Consider the following 17,675-nt stretch of genomic DNA (forward strand, 5'->3'; position numbering starts at 1 on the left):
CGATACAGGCCGCATGACGTGTGCGGGAGAGCCCCGGCATCCGCTTCTCGCGAAGCGATGACGGGCACCGAAGGAGCAAGCCTCCCCGCCAATCTCTCAGGTCCGCGTACCGTGCTCGTCCGGCCACTCTGAAAAGCGATCCCGCGCGCCGGCGGGGGATCCGCCGACGGTGAAAGCCCCGCCACGGACCCGCGTCCGTCCACGGGTGAAGCTCTCAGGCCCATGACAGAGGGGGAGTTCCTCGGGTGCCGACCGGCATCCGCACGCCCGCAACGGGAGAACTCATGACCGAACCCATCGATGGCGCAGCGCCCCTGCGCGTCACGGCGCTGCACGATCGCCACGCCGCGCTCGGAGCGTCCTTCACCGACTTCGGCGGCTGGTCGATGCCGGTGCGCTACACGTCCGACCTCGCCGAGCACCACGCGGTGCGCACCGCGGCCGGTCTGTTCGACATCTCGCACATGGCGCAGTTCGTGGTCACGGGGGAGGAGCGGGAGGCGTTCCTCGCCTACGCGCTCGCGTTCGACCCCACCAAGCTCGCCCTGTCCAAGGCCAAGTACACGATGATCCTGGCACCCACCGGCGGCATCATCGACGACCTCATCGTGACGCGGAACGCCGACGATCAGTTCCTCATCGTCGCCAACGCCGGCAACCGCGATGCGGTGCGCACGGCGCTCGCGGACCGGATCGAGGGCTTCAACGCGCAGGTGACGGAGACGGACGCCGCCCTCATCGCCGTGCAGGGGCCCCGCGCCCAGGAGATCCTCGAGGCGACGACGTCGCTCGTGCACGACGACGCTCTCGCGATGGGGCACACGCTGGATTCCCTGCCGTACTACACCGCGATGGGCATGCGCTTCGGCGGCGGTGCCGTGCTGGTCAGCCGCACCGGGTACACGGGCGAGGACGGCTTCGAGCTGAGCGTCGACGCCGCCGACGCCTGCGCGCTCTGGGACGCGGTCCGCGCGGCCGGCGAGCCGTTCGGGCTCGTGCCGGCGGGTCTCGCCGCCCGCGACACGCTCCGCCTCGAGGCGGGCATGCCGCTCTACGGCCACGAGCTCTCGCTCGACATCGTCCCCGCGCAGGCCGGACTCGGCCGCGTCGTGCCCCTCAAGACGAAGGAAGCCGACTTCGTGGGACGCTCCGCGCTGGCCAGCGTCGTCGCGAGCGACGCTCCGGTGCTCGTCGCCCTGGTGGCCGACGGGCGCCGCGCCGGCCGGGCGGGCTACGCGGTGCTGAGCGTCGACGGCGAACAGGTCGGCGAGATCACGAGCGGCGCGCTCAGTCCGACCCTCGGCCACCCCGTCGCGATGGCCTTCGTGGCGCCGTCGGCGTCCGAGCCCGGAACCGAACTCTTCATCGACGTGCGCGGCAACCGCATCCCCGCGACCGTGACCACCCTGCCCTTCTACAAGAGGAACGCGAAGTGACCGATCTGAACAGCCTCAAGTACACCGCCGAGCACGAGTGGGTCGCCCTCGAGGGCGAGATCGCGACCGTCGGCATCACCGACTACGCGGCCGACAAGCTGGGCGACGTCGTGTACGTCGACCTCCCGGGCGTCGGCACGGCGGTCACCGCGAACCAGGTGAGCGGCGAGATCGAGTCGACGAAGTCGGTCGGCGAGCTCTACGCGCCCCTCGACGGCGAGATCGTCGAGATCAACGACGACGTCGTGGCCGACCCGTCGCTGGTCAACTCGGATGCCTTCGGTGCGGGCTGGCTCGTGAAGATCAAGGTCGACCCGGCCGCGGTCGACGCGCTCCTCGACCGCGCCGCGTACGTCGCGCTCACGGACGACGACGCGTGACCGCGGCGCCCTTCGTCCAGCGCCACATCGGAACGGATGCCCGCGCCCAGCGCGTCATGCTCGACGCCCTGGGCTACGACACGGTCGACGCCCTCGTCGAGCGCGCCGTCCCGGCATCCATCCATGTCCGCCCGCGCGAGACCTCCTCGATCCCGCCTGCGGCATCGGAGGCCGAGGCCCTCGCCGAGCTGCGCGTGCTCGCGTCGCAGAACCGGCCCGCGCGCCCCATGATCGGCCTCGGCTACTACGACACGTTCACGCCGTCGGTCATCGCGCGCAACGTGCTCGAGAACCCCTCCTGGTACACGGCCTACACGCCCTACCAGCCCGAGATCTCGCAGGGCCGCCTCGAGGCGCTCATCAACTTCCAGACGATGGTGACCGACCTCACCGGACTCGCCACGGCGAACGCGTCGATGCTCGACGAGTCCACCGCGGTCGTGGAGGGCATGCTCGTGGCCCGCCGGGCGTCGAAGTCGACCTCGAACGTCTTCCTCGTGGATGCCGACACGCTGCCGCAGACGAAGGCCCTTCTCGCGCACCGCGCCGAGGCCCTCGGTATCCAGCTGCACTACACGCCGTACGACATGTCGCCGCCGCCCGCCGACATCGACGTGTTCGGCGCATTCGTGCAGTACCCCGGGGCGTCGGGCCGCGTGTGGGACCCGTCCGAGGTCATCGCTGCAGTCCAGGCCCAGGGCGGACTCGTCGTCGTGGCCGCCGACCTCCTCGCCCTCACCCTGCTGCGCTCGCCCGGCTCGCTGGGCGCCGACGTCGCCGTGGGGACGACGCAGCGCTTCGGCGTCCCGCTCGGCTTCGGCGGCCCGCACGCCGGGTACATGGCCGTGCGCGCCGGCCTCGAGCGCCAGCTCCCCGGACGCCTCGTGGGCGTGTCGCAGGATGCCGCCGGCCACCCGGCCTACCGCCTCGCGCTCCAGACCCGCGAGCAGCACATCCGCCGCGAGAAGGCGACCTCGAACATCTGCACCGCGCAGGTGCTGCTGGCCGTCATGGCGGCGATGTACGCGGTCTACCACGGTCCTGACGGGCTGAAGGCGATCGCCACCGACGTCGCGAAGAAGGCGGATGCTCTGGCCGAGCGTCTGCGGTCGTACGACCTCCACGTCACCCACGAGGCATTCTTCGACACGATCCGCGTCGTGACCCCCGGGCCGTCGCAGCGCGTCATCGAACGTGCGCGCGCGAAGGGCTACCAGCTGTTCTGGGTGGATGACGCGACGGTCGGCATCTCTGTCGATGAGACGACCACCGCCGACGACCTCGCGGTCGTGGCCTGGGCGTTCGGCCTTCCCGCCGCCGACGAGCACGACGTGCGCGATCTGCCGTGGGACTCCGCGGAGCCGCTGCGGGGCGTCGCCGAGGTGCTGCACCGCGAAGACGAGTACCTGACGCATCCGGTCTTCACGTCGCACCACTCCGAGACCGCCATGATGCGGTACCTCAAGACACTCGCCGACCGGGACTACGCGCTCGATCGCGGCATGATCCCCCTCGGCTCGTGCACGATGAAGCTCAACGCGGCGACCGAGATGGCGGCGGTGTCGTGGCCGGAGTTCTCGCGCGTGCATCCGTTCGCCCCCGAGGCCGACGTGCACGGGTATCTCGCCCTCATCGAGCAGCTCGAGACGTGGCTGGCCGAGGTCACGGGCTACGACGCCGTGTCGCTGCAGCCGAACGCGGGCTCGCAGGGCGAGCTCGCGGGGCTCCTCGCCATCCGCGGCTATCACCTCGCGAACGGCGACACCCAGCGCACCGTCTGCCTCATCCCGTCGTCCGCGCACGGCACGAACGCGGCCTCTGCCGTGCTCGCCGGAATGCGGGTCGTCGTGGTGGCCTGCGATGACGCCGGCAACGTCGACCTCGACGACCTGCGCGCCAAGATCGCCCAGCACGCCGACGCGCTCTCGGCGCTGATGATCACGTACCCGTCGACGCACGGCGTGTACGAGCACGAGGTGCTCGAGATCACGCAGGCGGTGCACGACGCGGGCGGCCAGGTGTACGTCGACGGCGCCAACCTCAACGCCCTCCTCGGCTTCGCGCGGTTCGGCGACCTCGGCGGCGACGTCTCGCACCTGAACCTGCACAAGACGTTCGCGATCCCGCACGGCGGCGGAGGACCCGGCGTCGGCCCGGTCGCCGCCAAGGCTCATCTGGCCCCGTTCCTGCCGTCGCACCCGCTCTCCCAGCGCGGCGACCACGCGGGCGGCTTCGTGTTCGACGGAGGGCCGATCTCCGGCGCTCCGCAGGGCTCGGCATCCATCCTCCCGATCTCGTGGGCGTACGTGCGCATGATGGGCGCCCAAGGGCTGCGGGATGCCACGGCGGCGGCCGTGCTCTCGGCGAACTACATCGCGGTGCGCCTCCAGGACCACTTCCCGGTGCTGTACGCCGGGGAGGGCGGCCTGGTCGCGCACGAATGCATCCTCGACCTGCGTCCGCTGCGAGAGGCCACCGGTGTGACGGTCGACGACGTCGCGAAGCGGCTCATCGACTACGGCTTCCATGCGCCGACGATGTCGTTCCCTGTCGCCGGCACACTCATGGTCGAGCCGACCGAGTCCGAGGACCTCGGCGAGATCGAGCGGTTCATCGAGGCCATGATCGCGATCAAGGCCGAGGCCGACGCCGTCGCCGCGGGGGAGTGGCCCGCTGACGACAATCCCCTCGTCAACGCGCCGCACACGGCCTCGTCGGTGATCGAGGGCGAGTGGGAGCACCCGTACTCGCGGTCGACCGCGGTCTACCCCGTGCACGCCCTCGTGCGCACCAAGTACTGGCCGCCCGTGCGCCGCATCGACCAGGCCTACGGCGACCGCAACCTGGTGTGCGCCTGCCCGCCGCCCGAGGCGTTCGCCTAGCCCGCGGTCCTCGTTCCGCCGGTTCTCGTTACGCCCTCGCGCCCTCTCGGTGTTTCCGTAACCGATAAACCCCCTTTCGCCCGGCACACCCCGCATTGCCGGGATTCTCAGGCGAAAGGGGGTTTCTCGACGGACCGCAGTGAGCGGGGGTTGGTTCGAAGCGTCGCGAGCATGGTCTCGTTGCGAGGGTGACGCCTCACCACCCCTGCGGCGCTGAGGCGGGCGGCCAAGGGCGCCACGCGCATCGTGTCCTCCCAGTCCCATCGCGCGAAGGCACGGCACGACCGCCGGAGGCGATCTTCCCGTGCCTTCTCGCGTCGCAGCGCGGAGAACATGCCGTCCGCGTCGAGGAGGTACTTGCCATACCCGTCCGACTCCGCGAGCACGCCCCTGCGCGGCCACGCGAAGTCGACTCTGTCCTCGTAGCCCTCCGATCTGACGACGAGTTGTAGCTCCGGAGGCTCGAATCCGCACCACTCGATGACGACGCGGCTGACCGTTTCGCCCACGGATTCCGATTCGGGACGGACGCGATCGAGCAGCCATCGGAGTGTGAGGATGCCGCGACGCCACTGCTGTCCGTCTACGAGACCGCGGATATCTCTCGCCTCGACTCCGAAAGCTCGGAGAGCCGCATCTGCCACGGACAGTCCGAACGCAGGTGGGAGAACTCGTCCGAGGTCTGCGACCGTGGCCAGCGGCGAGGTGACCACGACACCGCCCACCTCCCAGATCGGACGCGACGACAGGCTCGTGTGGATCAGGACATCGCCGAAGCGTTTCGATCGAGCGCGGCGGTCCGAGAAGAGATGGATGTCACGAGGCTCTCCGAAGACGGGCAGACCCAGGACGGCTGCCGCGGACTCGTGAGAGAGCACAGCATCCGGGAACGTCATGAGCGCTGCGTGCACGCGCGTGAGATAGCGGTCCCAAGGGGCGAGTCTCCGATACGCCGCTGCGTCGGTGTAGACATGCGGACGCACGCGATGGAGCCGGGAGTCGTCGCGCAACCGACGACCCGACCCGACGTCGTGTCGCGTGAAGTGGAGCGGGACCGGGCTGGGGCGGAGGCTTGTCGGTCGATCGGCCTGGGCTGTCGGCGGCATCCGTTCACGCTGGCGTCGCGGGCTGAGTGGAGGGGACCGCCCGCTCGATCTGGGGAGAGAGCGTCCGGGGCTTCCCCGTGGGAGGAACGGCCTCGTCGACACGAAGCGCGGCTCTTCGGGAAACCCCGCCGCGCTCGGGACACCTCGCTGTGCGGGGTTTCTGACGCGGGCGGGGGTTTCCGACGTCGGCGGGGGCAACCCAGCGAGAGGATCAGAGGATCACGGGATCAGGGCGACGGCGTCGGGGTCGGGGTGGGGGACGGGCCGGGCACCGGACCGAACACGCCGGGCCAGAGCGACGCGGCGAGCGGATAGCCGACGAAGGCGACGACATCCAGCACCGTGTGGGCGATCACGAGCGGCATGACCCGACCCCATCGCTGATACGCCCAGCCGAACACGATCCCCATCACGAAGTTGCCGACGATCGGACCGACCCCCTGATAGGCGTGGTACGCGCCGCGCAGCGCCGCAGCCGACAGGATGATCGACCAGGGCCCCCATCCGAGCTGGCGCAGCCGCGTGAACAGGTACCCGATCATCACGACCTCTTCGAGAAGGCCTGCCCGCAGCGCGCTCAGCAGGAGGAGGGGCACCGTGTACCAGGCGGCATCCAGCGGCGACGCCACGACGGCCACGGTGAGTCCGGTCGCCCGGCCGATCGCATAGAGGCCGAGACCCGGGATGCCGATGACCGCCGCGATCGTGAGGCCGAAGCCGAGGTCGCGGCCGAAGCGGGAGAAGTCGAGGCCGATCCGCCGGAAGGGGCTCTTTCCGGCATCCCAGAGCAGATAGAGCACCAGCCCGACGAGAGCGAGCGAGAACAGGATGTCGAGGAGCTGGTAGACGACGTCCCACACCGCCTGCTCGGACTGAGAAGGATTGAGCTGCGTCTGCTGCCGGCTGAGGGGCACGGCGGCCAGAAGCCGGCGCACGAGGCTCAGCAGCGAGTACAGCGCAGACTGCCCTATCGAGACGGCGAGGACGAGGCAGATCTCCCATGTGAGGCGTCTGCGTCTTGTCGAATCAGTGGGATTCATACTGTCGGCAGCAGAGGAACCCGGGCTCACCTTGTCAGAATGCCACACGAGGGGGCGCTTGAGTTAAGGGTATGTAACGTTTGGGCGCGCGGTTTTGACCAGCGCGCATCGGTTACTTATGGTTTCCCTATCCGTGGCCAAGCGTTCCCTCAGGTTCCGCGCGGCCACAATCATCCCTTGCACAGGAGGAAAAGTGTCTGAAAAGACGTGGCGCACCCGCGCCCTCGCGGGAGGTGCAGGCCTGGTCATCGGTGCCTTCGCACTCGCAGCCTGCTCGGCCCCCGGCGGCGGTGGCGAGTCCACCGAGGCCCCCGTGGCCGACGCGACCATCACGATCGCCGAGACCAACGAGTTCACGAGCACCAACTCGGCGAGCGCGACCGGAAACCTCGACATCAACGGGAAGGTCAACTACCTCACCCGCAGTGGCTTCTACTACGTGTCCGACAGCTACGAGGTCGTCCCCGACACCTCGTTCGGCACGTACGAGATCGTCAGCGAAGACCCGCTCGAGGTGAAGTACACCCTCAACGAGGGCCTCAAGTGGTCGGATGGCGATCCCATCGACACCGACGACCTGATCTTCGGCTGGGCCGCCACCTCGGGTGTCTTCGACGACGCCACGTTCGACGCCGACGGCGCCGTGGTCTCGGGCACGCAGTACTTCCAGTACGCGGGCAGCACCGAGGGTGTCAACACCTCCACGATCAAGGATGTCGCCGACGACAAGCTCTCGCTGACGCTCGCGTACGACACCCCCTTCGTCGACTGGAACATCGTCGGACTCATCGACCAGCCCGTCCACGTCGTGGCCGACAAGGCCGGCGTCGAGGTCGACGAGCTCATCAGCACGATCCTCGAGACGCCCCGTGGCGACGCCGACAACCCCGTCGAGCCCAACGCGACCATCAAGGCCGCCGCGGACTTCTGGAACACCGGCTTCGACATGACGTCGCTTCCCGACGACCCGTCGCTGTTCCTCTCGAGCGGCGCCTGGATCATCGACTCGTGGGAGCCCACGCAGTCGATGACGCTCAAGGTCAACCCCGAGTACACGGGTGACCTCAAGCCGCAGTTCGACACGCTCGTCGTCCGCTTCATCGGCGACCCGCAGGCGCAGGTCACGGCCCTCCAGAACGAAGAGGTCGACCTCATCGTTCCGCAGGCGTCGGGTGACACGCTCGAGGCGCTCAACGCCATCGACGGCATCGAGGTCCTCCAGGGCAGCCAGCTGTCCTACGACCACCTCGACCTCACGTTCGCCGGCCCCTTCGCCGACCAGAACGTGCGTGAGGCCTTCCTGAAGACCATCCCGCGTCAGCAGCTCGTCGACACGCTCATCAAGCCGGTCGTCGCCGACGCAGAGGTCCTCAACTCGCAGCTGTTCATCCCGGCACAGCCCGCCTACGAGGAGGCTGTCGCCGCCAACGGCTCCGACGCCTACGCCGAGGTCGACATCGAGGGCGCCAAGGAGCTCCTCGCCGGTGCGACCCCGACCATCCGCCTGATGTACAACATCAACAACCCGAACCGCGTCGCCGCGTTCGAGGCCATCCAGGCCTCGGCTGCCGAGGCCGGCTTCGTGATCGAGGATGTGGGTCGTGAGGACTGGGGCTCGCAGCTCGGTTCGGACATCTACGACGCCGTCATCTTCGGCTGGATCAGCCCCGGTGTCGGCAACGGCACCATCCCGCAGATCTTCGCGTCGTACGGTGGCTCGAACTTCAACAAGTACGCGAACGCCCGCGTCGACGAGATCGGCACGACGATCCCCGTCACGCTCGACCTCGACGAGATCGACCAGCTCACGATCGAGGCCGACACGGAGCTGTTCAAGGACGCCTACGGCCTGCCGCTCTTCCAGGGCCCGGGTCTCGAGGCTCACACCTCGCGTCTGCAGGGTGTGACGTTCATGGGCAACCAGACCGGACCGCTCTGGAACTTCTGGGAGTGGACCGTCTCGGAGTGATCCGAGTCTGATCCGACACAGCTGGGGGCGGCGGGCCCGACGGTCCGTCGCCCCCGGCATGTGTCATCTCCCGTCCGATCGACGGGAGGTGTCCATGAAGGTGCCGCGCCGGGCCTGACCCCCCGCCCGCGCTGCTGGTACCTTGATCACAACTCTCCGAAGGGGGCTGCGCTCCTTGCTTTCGTATGTTCTTCGGCGTATCGGCGTATCGGTGCTGATCCTGATCGCCGCGTCGTTCATCATGTACATCCTGGTCGCGTGGGCACGCGACCCGCTCTCCGACCTGTATGCGTCGAACAGCCCCAACCGCGATCAGCTGATCGCCCAACGCATCGACTGGCTGGATCTCGACCAGCCCGTCGTCCTCCGCTGGTTCAACTGGCTCATCGGAGCCGCCCAGTGCGTCGTGCCCTTCGGCGGCTGCGACCTGGGCGTCACGATCCAGAACCAGCCCGTCACGATCCTGCTCGGCCGCGCCGTCGGTTCGACGCTGCAGCTCGTCACGGCCTCCACGATCTTCGCGATCGTGCTCGGCATCCTCGTGGGCATCGTCTCTGCGCTGCGGCAGTACAGCGCCGTGGACTACACGTTCACGTTCGCCAGCTTCTTCTTCTACTCCCTTCCCTCGTTCGTCATGGGTGTTCTGCTGAAGGTCTTCGTCGCCCTCGGCTTCAACAACTGGCTGCGCGATCCGGTGTTCTCCTGGGCCTGGATCATCATCCTGTCGGTCGTCTCCGGTCTCTTCTGGCAGGCGGTCATCGGGGGTCCGCGCAACCGGCGCCTCGTGGCCTTCGCCGCGTCGCTGATCACCACCGGCGCGATGCTCTACTTCATGTCGGTGACCGAGTGGTTCCTCGACCCGTCGCTCGGCCCGGTCATCTCGCCGCTGCTGATCATCGCGTTCGGTGCCGCCATGGTGCTCATCACCGCAGGTCCACGTGCGCGATTCGCCTGGCGCACCGCCGGGGCGACCGCGATCGTGCTGATCGTCGCCTACTTCGTGCTCCAGATGGTGCTGCCTTCGCTCGAGCTGTGGGGTGTCGTGCTCCTGTTCGTCGCCGCGATCGCCGTCGGTCTGGTCGCAGGATGGTTCCTCGGCGAGCACGACAAGGGTCAGGCGATGCGCATCGGCGCTCTGACGGGCGCCCTGGGCATGGGCGTGATCATCCTCGATCAGTTCATGCAGCGCTGGAGCGACTACCTCACCAACCCCCGTGTCAACGGACGCCCCATCGCGACGGTCGGCTCGCAGACGCCGAACATCCAGGGCGACTTCTGGATCCACAGCATCGACACGTTCACGCACCTCCTGCTGCCGACGATCAGCCTCATGCTGATCTCGTTCGCCGGCTACACGCGCTACGCGCGCGGCGGCATGCTGGAGACGCTGAACCAGGACTACATCCGCACGGCGCGCGCCAAGGGTCTGCCCGAGCGCACCGTGGTCGGTCGTCACGCCTTCCGCAACTCGCTCATCCCCATCACCACGATCGTGGCGGCGGATGTCGGAGGCCTCATCGGTGGCGCGATCATCACGGAGCGCATCTTCGCGTTCTCCGGAATGGGCGCCCTGTTCGCGCAGGGGCTCAACGCGGGAGATCCGAATCCCGTGATGGCGTACTTCATCGTCGTGGCCATCTTCGCGATCACGTTCAACTTCCTCGCCGATCTCAGTTATTCGGCGCTTGACCCGAGAGTGAGGGCCAAGTGATGACGATCCCCATCGATCCCAGCACCGCATCCGCGGGAGAGCCCCAGGCCGGCGGCCCCACCGTCCTCCAAAAGGACGAGAAGGGCACGAGCCAGGGCCGCCTCATCCTGAAGCGCTTCCTGTCGCACAAGCCCGCGCTGGTGAGCATGATCCTGTTCGTGGCGCTCATCGCGTTCGCCGCGTCGGCCAGCGGCGTCTTCGGAATCCCCGGCTGGTGGCACCTGAACTACACGACGCTGTATCCGATCACCGGCGGCGGCAAGCCGACGCTGACCCTCTGGCCGCCGTCGCTCGGCGAGCACCCGTTCGGCCAGAACAACGTCGGCAAGGACTACTTCGCCATGACGATGCGCGGCATCGTCAACTCGTCCTACGTGATGTTCATCATCGGCCTCACGGGCGCCTTCCTCGGCGTCGTGGTCGGTGCCGTCGCCGGGTACTACCGCGGGTGGGTGGATGCCGTCCTCATGCGCATCACCGACATCGTGATCGTGATCCCGGTGATCGTGATCGGCGCCGTCGTCGGAACCGCAGTGGGCGGGCTCGGTCCCGTGACACTGGCGTTCTTCCTCGGCTTCGTCGCCTGGACCGGCATCGCGCGACTCGTGCGCGCCGAGTTCCTCAGCCTCCGCGAACGCGAGTTCGTCGAGGCGGCGCGCGTGGCGGGTGCCTCCGACTTCCGGATCATCTTCAAGCACATCCTGCCCAACGCGATGGGTGTGATCATCGTCTCGACGACGCTGCTCATCGCGGCCGCGATCATCCTGGAGACGGCGCTGTCGTTCCTCGGGTTCGGCATCAAGTCGCCCGAGGTGTCGCTGGGCTCGCTCATCAGCTCGAACGAGTCGGCTTTCCAGACGCGTCCGTGGCTGTTCTGGTGGCCCGCCGGGTTCATCGTGGTGCTGTCGCTCCTCGTGAACTTCGTCGGCGACGGTCTGCGCGACGCGTTCGACCCGCGGCAGAAGCGCATCGTCTTCCGCCGCGTGAAGGAACTGCCGGCGGATGCCGCGGTCGTCGACTCGCAGGGTGTCGTGTCCGATGTGCCCGTGGGGCCGATCACGACGCCGAGCGGTCGCACCACCGAGGACGGGCTCTCGGGCGAGGAGAGGCGACAGCCGTGATGCGGGTCGTCTCAGCTCGTCGCGACGAGCGCCCAGACGGTCGCCGCAAGGAGAACGGCGAAGGCCCCCAGCACGGGCGCATCCCACGTGCGGCGCACCGGCACCTCGTCGGCGACACCCGTCGCGACGCTGCCCGCGTCGAGGCGGCGGCGCCACTGCTCGCGCACCAGGAGGGCGGCGTCGCCGGATTCCGTGCCGATGAGGTCTCCGGCACGCAGCGGCTCGCCCGACGCCCGCGCTTCGCGGTCGCCGTTGCGGCGGCGCGCCCGCAGCGAGCCGACGAGGCCCGGAGCGGGCGCCGCCCACGCCGCGAACTTCCCTGCGGGAGTGTGCAGTGTGAGGGCGTAGCGCGTATCGACGTGAACGAGCGCGGCCCACGCGACATCGACGTGATGGGTGACATTGCGCAGAGTCACGCCGCTGTCGCCCACGCGCACGTACGGACGCCACAGCGCCGCCCACGCGAAGAACGCCAGGAGTGCGGCGGCGGGGTACAGACTCACGAAGCGCGCGTCGCCCGCCACGACGGCCGAACCCACCATGAAGGCGCTGAGCGCCCAGACGATGACCGCGACGATGCGATTGAAGCGCGAATGCAGCGTGATGTCGTGGCCCATGTCTCCATTCTTTCAACTCAGGAAGTCAGGAACGACCGATGAACCAGCTGCGCGACCGCCACGGCGTCACGGGGCCGCTCCTCGAGGTGGACGGCCTGTCGGTCGATTTCGCCGTCGACAACTTCTGGATCCCCGCGGCCAAGGATCTCCAGTACTCCGTCTCCGCAGGCAAGTGCCTCGCCATCGTGGGGGAGTCCGGCTCCGGCAAGAGCGCGAGCTCGATGTCGATGCTGGGCCTCCTTCCCAAGAACGCGCGTGTGACCGGGAGCGTCCGCCTCGCGGGCCGTGAGATCCTCGGGCTCAAGGGCGACGACCTCCAGCGCGTCCGCGGCAGCGAGATCGCCGTGATCTTCCAGGAGCCGATGACGGCGCTGAACCCTGTGTTCACGGTGGGCTTCCAGATCGTCGAGACGCTGCGCATCCACACCGGGATGACCCCGAGCGAGGCGAAAGAGCGGGCTCTCGAGCTCCTGTCCCTCGTCGAGCTGCCCGACCCGCTCAAGGCGTACAACTCCTACCCGCACCAGCTCTCCGGCGGTCAGCGTCAGCGCGCGATGATCGCGCAGTCGATCTCGTGCGACCCGTGGCTGCTGATCGCGGATGAGCCCACGACGGCGCTCGACGTGACGGTGCAGGCCGAGATCCTCGACCTGATGCGCGACCTGCGCCACCGCCTCGATTCGGCGATCCTCCTCATCACGCACGACATGGGTGTCGTCGCCGACCTCGCCGACTACATCGTCGTCATGCGCAACGGCGTGATCGTCGAGCGCGGCACCGTCGAAGGGGTGTTCGCGAATCCGCAGCATCCCTACACCCAGCAGCTCCTCGCCGCCGTCCCGCGCATCGGCGCCGTCGGCGACGGGGAGGTCATCGACACGACGGCTGCTCTCGCGGGCGACACGTCGGCGATCCGTCTTGCGGATGTCGCGGCGGAAGAGGACGCCGCGCGCCGCGCGGGTCTCGGTACGCCCGTGCTGTCGTTCGACAACGTCGCCATCGACTACCCGAAGAAGGGCCGCGTCCCCGCGTTCCGCGCCGTCGAGGACGCCACGTTCGCGATCTATCCCGGCGAGGTCACCGGCCTCGTCGGCGAGTCCGGCTCGGGCAAGACGACCGTGGGACGCGCAGCGATCGGTCTGCTCCCGATCGCCGAGGGCGCGGCGAACGTGGTGGGCCACGACATCTCGAACGCGAACCGCCGCCTCCTGCACCAGGTGCACAAGGATGTCGGCATCGTCTTCCAGGATCCGTCGTCGTCGCTCAACCCGCGTCTGCCGGTCGGTCAGTCGATCGGCGAGCCGCTGCTCCTGGCGGGCATCGCGAAGGGCGGCAAGCTCGAGACGCGCGTCAAGGAGCTCCTCGACTCGGTCGAGCTTCCTCGCTCGTACAGCTCCCGCTATCCGCACGAGCTCTCCGGTGGGCAGAAGCAGCGCATCGGCATCGCGCGCGCCCTGGCGCTGCAGCCCAAGCTGCTGATCGCCGACGAGCCGACCTCGGCCCTCGACGTCTCGGTGCAGGCGACGGTGCTCGAGCTGCTGAAGCGTCTGCAGGCCGACCTCGGCTTCGCCTGCCTGTTCATCAGCCACGACCTCGCCGTCGTCGACACGCTCGCCGACCGCATCATCGTGATGCACCACGGCAAGATCGTCGAGCAGGGTGCGACCGGACAGATCCTGCGCGCGCCGAAGGAGGCCTACACGCAGCGCCTCATCGCCGCCGTGCCGGTGCCCGATCCCGCGGAGCAGCGCAAGCGTCGCGAGGCTCGCGCCGCGATCCTGGAGGCGGACCGCGCCGCTTCCTGAGTGCCCGCCATACGTCGGGCGACGCGTCGCCCGGTAGAATGGGATGCCCCCGCCTCCGGGGAACATCCCATTCTTCTTCTGCAAGGACCTTTTCATGGCGCGCGCCCTCCGTCCGGACCTCCGAAACGTCGCGATCGTCGCGCACGTCGACCACGGCAAGACGACGCTCGTCGATGCGATGCTCCGTCAGACCGGCTCCTTCGGCTCGCACGAGCACATGGAGGAGCGCGCGATGGACTCCAACGACCTGGAGCGTGAGAAGGGCATCACGATCCTCGCCAAGAACACGGCGATCACCTACAGCGGCATCCACACCGACGTGCCCGTCACGATCAACGTGATCGACACGCCCGGCCACGCCGACTTCGGCGGCGAGGTGGAGCGCGGCCTGTCGATGGTCGACGGCGTGGTGCTGCTCGTAGACGCGAGCGAGGGCCCGCTGCCGCAGACCCGCTTCGTGCTGCGCAAGGCGCTCGAGGCGAAGCTTCCCGTCATCCTCCTGGTCAATAAGACCGACCGCCCGGATGCGCGCATCTCCGAGGTCGAGGAGGAGGCCCACGATCTGCTGCTCGGTCTCGCGTCCGACCTCGTCGACGACGTGCCCGACCTCGATGTCGATGCCCTGCTCGACGTGCCCGTCGTCTACGCGTCCGGCCGCGCCGGCGCGGCATCCCGCACGCGTCCCGAGAACGGCTCGCTGCCCGACAACGACGATCTCGAGCCGCTCTTCGAGGCGATCCTCGAGCACGTTCCGGCGCCCGAGTACGACGACGAGGCCCCGCTGCAGGCCTGGGTCACCAACCTCGACTCCAGCCCGTTCCTCGGCCGCCTCGCGCTGCTGCGCGTGTTCAACGGCACCCTGAAGAAGGGGCAGACTGTGGCCTGGGTGCGTGCCGACGGCACCACGAGCAACGCCCGCATCACCGAGCTGCTCAAGACCCGTGCCCTCGACCGCTACCCCGCGGAGAGCGCCGGCCCCGGCGACATCGTCGCGATCGCCGGCTTCGAGGACATCACGATCGGCGAGACGATCGCCGACCCCGAAGACGTTCGTCCGCTGCCGCAGATCCACGTCGACGATCCCGCGATCTCCATGACCATCGGAACGAACACGAGCCCGCTCGTCGGCAAGGTCAAGGGCCACAAGCTCACGGCGCGCATGGTCAAGGACCGCCTGGACCGCGAGCTCGTCGGAAACGTGTCGCTCAAGGTCGTCGACATCGGACGACCGGATGCCTGGGAGGTGCAGGGACGCGGCGAGCTCGCTCTCGCGATCCTCGTCGAGAACATGCGCCGCGAGGGCTTCGAGCTCACGGTCGGAAAGCCGCAGGTGGTCACGAAGTCCATCGACGGCAAGACCCACGAGCCCTTCGAGCACCTCACGATCGACGCACCCGAGGAGTACCTCGGCGCGATCACGCAGCTGCTCGCCGCCCGCAAGGGACGCATGGACAACATGACCAACCACGGCACCGGCTGGGTGCGCATGGAGTTCATCGTGCCCTCGCGCGGCCTCATCGGCTTCCGCACGGAGTTCCTCACGACCACCCGTGGCACGGGCATCGCGAACGCGATCTCGCACGGCTACGAGCCGTGGGCCGGACACATCGTGACGCGTCAGAACGGCTCGATCGTCGCGGACCGGTCCGGCGTCGTGACCCCCTTCGCGATCATCGCCCTGCAGGAGCGCATGTCGTTCTTCGTGCAGCCGACGCAGGAGGTCTACGAGGGCATGGTCATCGGCGAGAACTCGCGCTCCGACGACATGGACGTCAACATCACGAAGGAGAAGAAGCTCACCAACATGCGCTCTTCCACCTCGGATTCGTTCGAGTCGATGACGCCCCCGCGCCAGCTCTCGCTCGAGGAGAGCCTCGAGTTCGCGCGCGACGACGAATGCGTCGAGGTCACGCCCGAGATCGTGCGCATCCGCAAGGTGAACCTCGACGCCAACGAGCGCGCACGCGCCACCTCGCGCCTCAAGCGACAGGACGCCAACGCGTAAGGCATCCGTCATCCTCGAGTGAGGGCGACGACGAAGAGCCCGTCGGGATCCGGCGGGCTCTTCGTGCACCTACGTGCGGAGGATCTTCTCCAAGGGGCGACCCTTCGCGAGCTCGTCGACGAGCTTGTCGAGGTAGCGGATCCGCCGCATGAGCGGATCCTCCACCTCCTGCACGCGGACGCCGCAGACGACTCCGGTGATGAGCGTGGCGTTGGGGTGGAGGTCGGCGTCGGCGAAGAAGTCCTCGAACGTCGTGTGCTCGGCGAGATGCTGCTTCAGCGCGGCATCGTCGAAGCCCGTCAGCCACTCGATCACCTGATCGAGCTCCGCCGCCGTGCGGCCCTTGCGCTCGACCTTCGTGACGTAGAGCGGATACACCGCCGCGAAGGCGGTGGAGTAGATCCGGTGCATGAGCCGAATGGTACTCCGCGCGGCCGACAGCGTGGCGGGGAACGGTCCACGCATGGCAGGGCGGCCGCCGGTGTCCGTCCGAGCCCCTCGCTAGGCTCGATCGGGTGACCAGCGCCCCGCACTTCGACGACGCGCATGCGGCGGGCGAGGCGCGTCGGGCGGCCCGCTCCGGTCTCGGCGTGGCCCTCGCCACCAGTGCATACGGCATCTCGTTCGGTGCGCTGTCGGTCGCGTCCGGACTCGACGTGTGGCAGACGTGCGTCCTGAGCCTGCTGATGTTCACCGGCGGATCGCAGTTCGCGTTCGCGGGGGTGATCGGAGCCGGCGGCATCGCCGCCGCTCCGGCCGCGATCGCCTCGGCGTCGCTGCTGGGCGTGCGCAACATCGCCTACGGAATGAGCATGTCTCCCGTGATCGGCGACGGTTTCTGGCGTCGCGCGGCTGCGGCCCAATTCACGATCGACGAGTCGACCGCCGTCGCGGCGGCGCAGACGACGCGCCGCGCGAAGCTGGTCGGCTTCTGGATCACGGGCCTTGGAATCTACGTCGGCTGGAACATCTCGACGCTGGCCGGGGCGCTGCTGGGCGACGTGCTGGGCGATCCGAAAGCGTACGGACTGGATGCTGCGGCGGCCGCGGCCTTCCTCGCGCTCCTCTGGCCGCGTCTGCGGCGCGTGCAGCCCATCGCGGTCGGGATCGCCGCGGCGGTGGTCGCGACGCTCCTCACGCCGGTGCTGATGCCGGGTATGCCGGTGCTCGTCGCGGCCGTCGTCGCGATCGTGGTGGGCTGGGTCAACTGGCTCGGCACCGACCCTTCGGCGAGCTCAGAGGCAGGGATCGGCCGCGGGGGCGGGAAGCCCGAGCGGGAGGGTCTGCCGTGACCCTCTGGAACGCCGTGCTCCTCGCCTCGATCATCTGCGTCGCACTGAAGACGCTCGGCTACCTCGTGCCGCCGAAGGTGCTCGAGGCGCCGCGCCCTGCGCGCATCGCCGATCTGCTGACCGTCGCCCTGCTCTCGGCCCTCGTGGCGGTCCAGACGCTCGGAGCCGGTCAGGCGATCATCGTCGATGCCCGCATCCCGGCCCTGATCGTCGCGGCCGCCCTGCTGCTCGTGCGTGCGCCGTTCCTCGTCGTCGTTGCCGCCGCAGCCCTCGTCGCCGCGCTGCTGCGCCTCTGGGGCTGGGCCGCCTGA

General features: G+C 68.7%; 14 protein-coding genes and 1 riboswitch. Of the genes, 10 read left to right on the forward strand and 4 right to left on the reverse strand.

The window, feature by feature from the left end; all coding sequences use genetic code 11:
- Nucleotides 1–13 precede the first annotated feature (13 nt).
- A riboswitch (glycine riboswitch) is annotated at nt 14–122 on the forward strand.
- A 162-nt stretch (nt 123–284) separates the two neighbouring features.
- The 3 genes from gcvT to gcvP are packed head-to-tail and all read left to right on the forward strand — an operon-like array spanning nt 285 to nt 4,698.
- Nucleotides 285–1,436 carry a glycine cleavage system aminomethyltransferase GcvT gene (gene gcvT / locus B0B14_RS04410; RefSeq protein WP_076681272.1) on the forward strand — a complete coding sequence of 384 codons (1,152 nt, stop codon included), beginning with the start codon at nt 285–287 and terminating at the stop codon, nt 1,434–1,436.
- On the forward strand, nt 1,433–1,816 hold the full coding sequence (gene gcvH / locus B0B14_RS04415) for a glycine cleavage system protein GcvH (RefSeq protein ID WP_076680272.1): 384 nt from the start codon (nt 1,433–1,435) through the stop codon (nt 1,814–1,816). Before gcvT ends, gcvH begins: the two co-directional genes overlap by 4 nt.
- A gap of 56 nt (nt 1,817–1,872) precedes the next feature.
- Nucleotides 1,873–4,698 (forward strand): aminomethyl-transferring glycine dehydrogenase, encoded by a 2,826-nt coding sequence (gene gcvP, locus B0B14_RS04420; protein ID WP_372236633.1) that lies wholly within the window; start codon nt 1,873–1,875, stop codon nt 4,696–4,698.
- A gap of 107 nt (nt 4,699–4,805) precedes the next feature.
- Here gcvP and B0B14_RS04425 read toward each other — a convergent pair whose 3' ends face one another.
- Together B0B14_RS04425 and B0B14_RS04430 are read right to left on the reverse strand one after the other, a co-directional pair.
- Entirely contained in the window at nt 4,806–5,411 is a 606-nt protein-coding gene (locus B0B14_RS04425; protein WP_143733617.1) for a hypothetical protein, read from the reverse strand.
- Nucleotides 5,412–6,031: 620 nt separating this feature from the next.
- Complete coding sequence (locus B0B14_RS04430; RefSeq protein ID WP_076680275.1) at nt 6,032–6,844, reverse strand: CPBP family intramembrane glutamic endopeptidase; 813 nt, start codon at nt 6,842–6,844, stop codon at nt 6,032–6,034.
- Between the two features lie 193 nt (nt 6,845–7,037).
- Between B0B14_RS04430 and B0B14_RS04435 the strand changes: the two genes are divergently transcribed.
- The 3 genes from B0B14_RS04435 (at nt 7,038) to B0B14_RS04445 (ending at nt 11,645) form a co-directional block, all read left to right on the forward strand.
- Complete coding sequence (locus B0B14_RS04435) at nt 7,038–8,813, forward strand: ABC transporter family substrate-binding protein (protein WP_076680276.1); 1,776 nt, start codon at nt 7,038–7,040, stop codon at nt 8,811–8,813.
- Nucleotides 8,814–8,988: 175 nt separating this feature from the next.
- On the forward strand, nt 8,989–10,524 hold the full coding sequence (locus B0B14_RS04440; protein WP_076680277.1) for an ABC transporter permease: 1,536 nt from the start codon (nt 8,989–8,991) through the stop codon (nt 10,522–10,524).
- Nucleotides 10,524–11,645 carry an ABC transporter permease gene (locus B0B14_RS04445; protein WP_076680278.1) on the forward strand — a complete coding sequence of 374 codons (1,122 nt, stop codon included), beginning with the start codon at nt 10,524–10,526 and terminating at the stop codon, nt 11,643–11,645. Before B0B14_RS04440 ends, B0B14_RS04445 begins: the two co-directional genes overlap by 1 nt.
- A gap of 11 nt (nt 11,646–11,656) precedes the next feature.
- Here the strand turns inward: B0B14_RS04445 and B0B14_RS04450 are convergent, their stop codons facing one another.
- Entirely contained in the window at nt 11,657–12,262 is a 606-nt protein-coding gene (locus B0B14_RS04450) for a PH domain-containing protein (RefSeq protein ID WP_076680279.1), read from the reverse strand.
- Between the two features lie 38 nt (nt 12,263–12,300).
- Here B0B14_RS04450 and B0B14_RS04455 point away from each other — a divergent pair, with 38 nt between their 5' ends.
- On the forward strand, nt 12,301–14,067 hold the full coding sequence (locus tag B0B14_RS04455) for an ABC transporter ATP-binding protein (RefSeq protein WP_076680280.1): 1,767 nt from the start codon (nt 12,301–12,303) through the stop codon (nt 14,065–14,067).
- A 94-nt stretch (nt 14,068–14,161) separates the two neighbouring features.
- Nucleotides 14,162–16,072, forward strand: coding sequence for a translational GTPase TypA (gene typA / locus B0B14_RS04460; protein ID WP_076680281.1), 1,911 nt, complete (start codon nt 14,162–14,164; stop codon nt 16,070–16,072).
- Nucleotides 16,073–16,141: 69 nt separating this feature from the next.
- On the opposite strand, the gene B0B14_RS04465 is transcribed toward typA, so the two are convergent.
- Nucleotides 16,142–16,483, reverse strand: a complete 342-nt coding sequence (locus B0B14_RS04465; protein ID WP_076680282.1) for a DUF2200 domain-containing protein — start codon at nt 16,481–16,483, stop codon at nt 16,142–16,144.
- Between the two features lie 104 nt (nt 16,484–16,587).
- Between B0B14_RS04465 and B0B14_RS04470 the strand changes: the two genes are divergently transcribed.
- Both B0B14_RS04470 and B0B14_RS04475 read left to right on the forward strand, forming a co-directional pair.
- Complete coding sequence (locus tag B0B14_RS04470) at nt 16,588–17,364, forward strand: AzlC family ABC transporter permease (RefSeq protein ID WP_076680283.1); 777 nt, start codon at nt 16,588–16,590, stop codon at nt 17,362–17,364.
- The gene (locus tag B0B14_RS04475) at nt 17,361–17,675 is read left to right on the forward strand and encodes an AzlD domain-containing protein (protein ID WP_076680284.1); all 315 of its coding nucleotides are present in this window, start codon (nt 17,361–17,363) and stop codon (nt 17,673–17,675) included. Before B0B14_RS04470 ends, B0B14_RS04475 begins: the two co-directional genes overlap by 4 nt.

Origin of the sequence: Microbacterium sp. RU33B, assembly GCF_900155915.1 — a bacterium.
Classification (GTDB): Bacteria; Actinomycetota; Actinomycetes; order Actinomycetales; family Microbacteriaceae; genus Microbacterium.

What these genes read in the sequence shown, in the direction of transcription:
- B0B14_RS04465 (WP_076680282.1), bottom strand. Translation starts at nt 16,483, where the DNA reads ATGCACCGGATCTACTCCACCGCCTTCGCGGCGGTGTATCCGCTCTAC.
- gcvT (WP_076681272.1), top strand. Translation starts at nt 285, where the DNA reads ATGACCGAACCCATCGATGGCGCAGCGCCCCTGCGCGTCACGGCGCTG.
- B0B14_RS04430 (WP_076680275.1), bottom strand. Translation starts at nt 6,844, where the DNA reads ATGAATCCCACTGATTCGACAAGACGCAGACGCCTCACATGGGAGATC.
- B0B14_RS04455 (WP_076680280.1), top strand. Translation starts at nt 12,301, where the DNA reads ATGAACCAGCTGCGCGACCGCCACGGCGTCACGGGGCCGCTCCTCGAG.
- B0B14_RS04450 (WP_076680279.1), bottom strand. Translation starts at nt 12,262, where the DNA reads ATGGGCCACGACATCACGCTGCATTCGCGCTTCAATCGCATCGTCGCG.
- gcvP (WP_372236633.1), top strand. Translation starts at nt 1,873, where the DNA reads ATGCTCGACGCCCTGGGCTACGACACGGTCGACGCCCTCGTCGAGCGC.
- B0B14_RS04445 (WP_076680278.1), top strand. Translation starts at nt 10,524, where the DNA reads ATGACGATCCCCATCGATCCCAGCACCGCATCCGCGGGAGAGCCCCAG.
- typA (WP_076680281.1), top strand. Translation starts at nt 14,162, where the DNA reads ATGGCGCGCGCCCTCCGTCCGGACCTCCGAAACGTCGCGATCGTCGCG.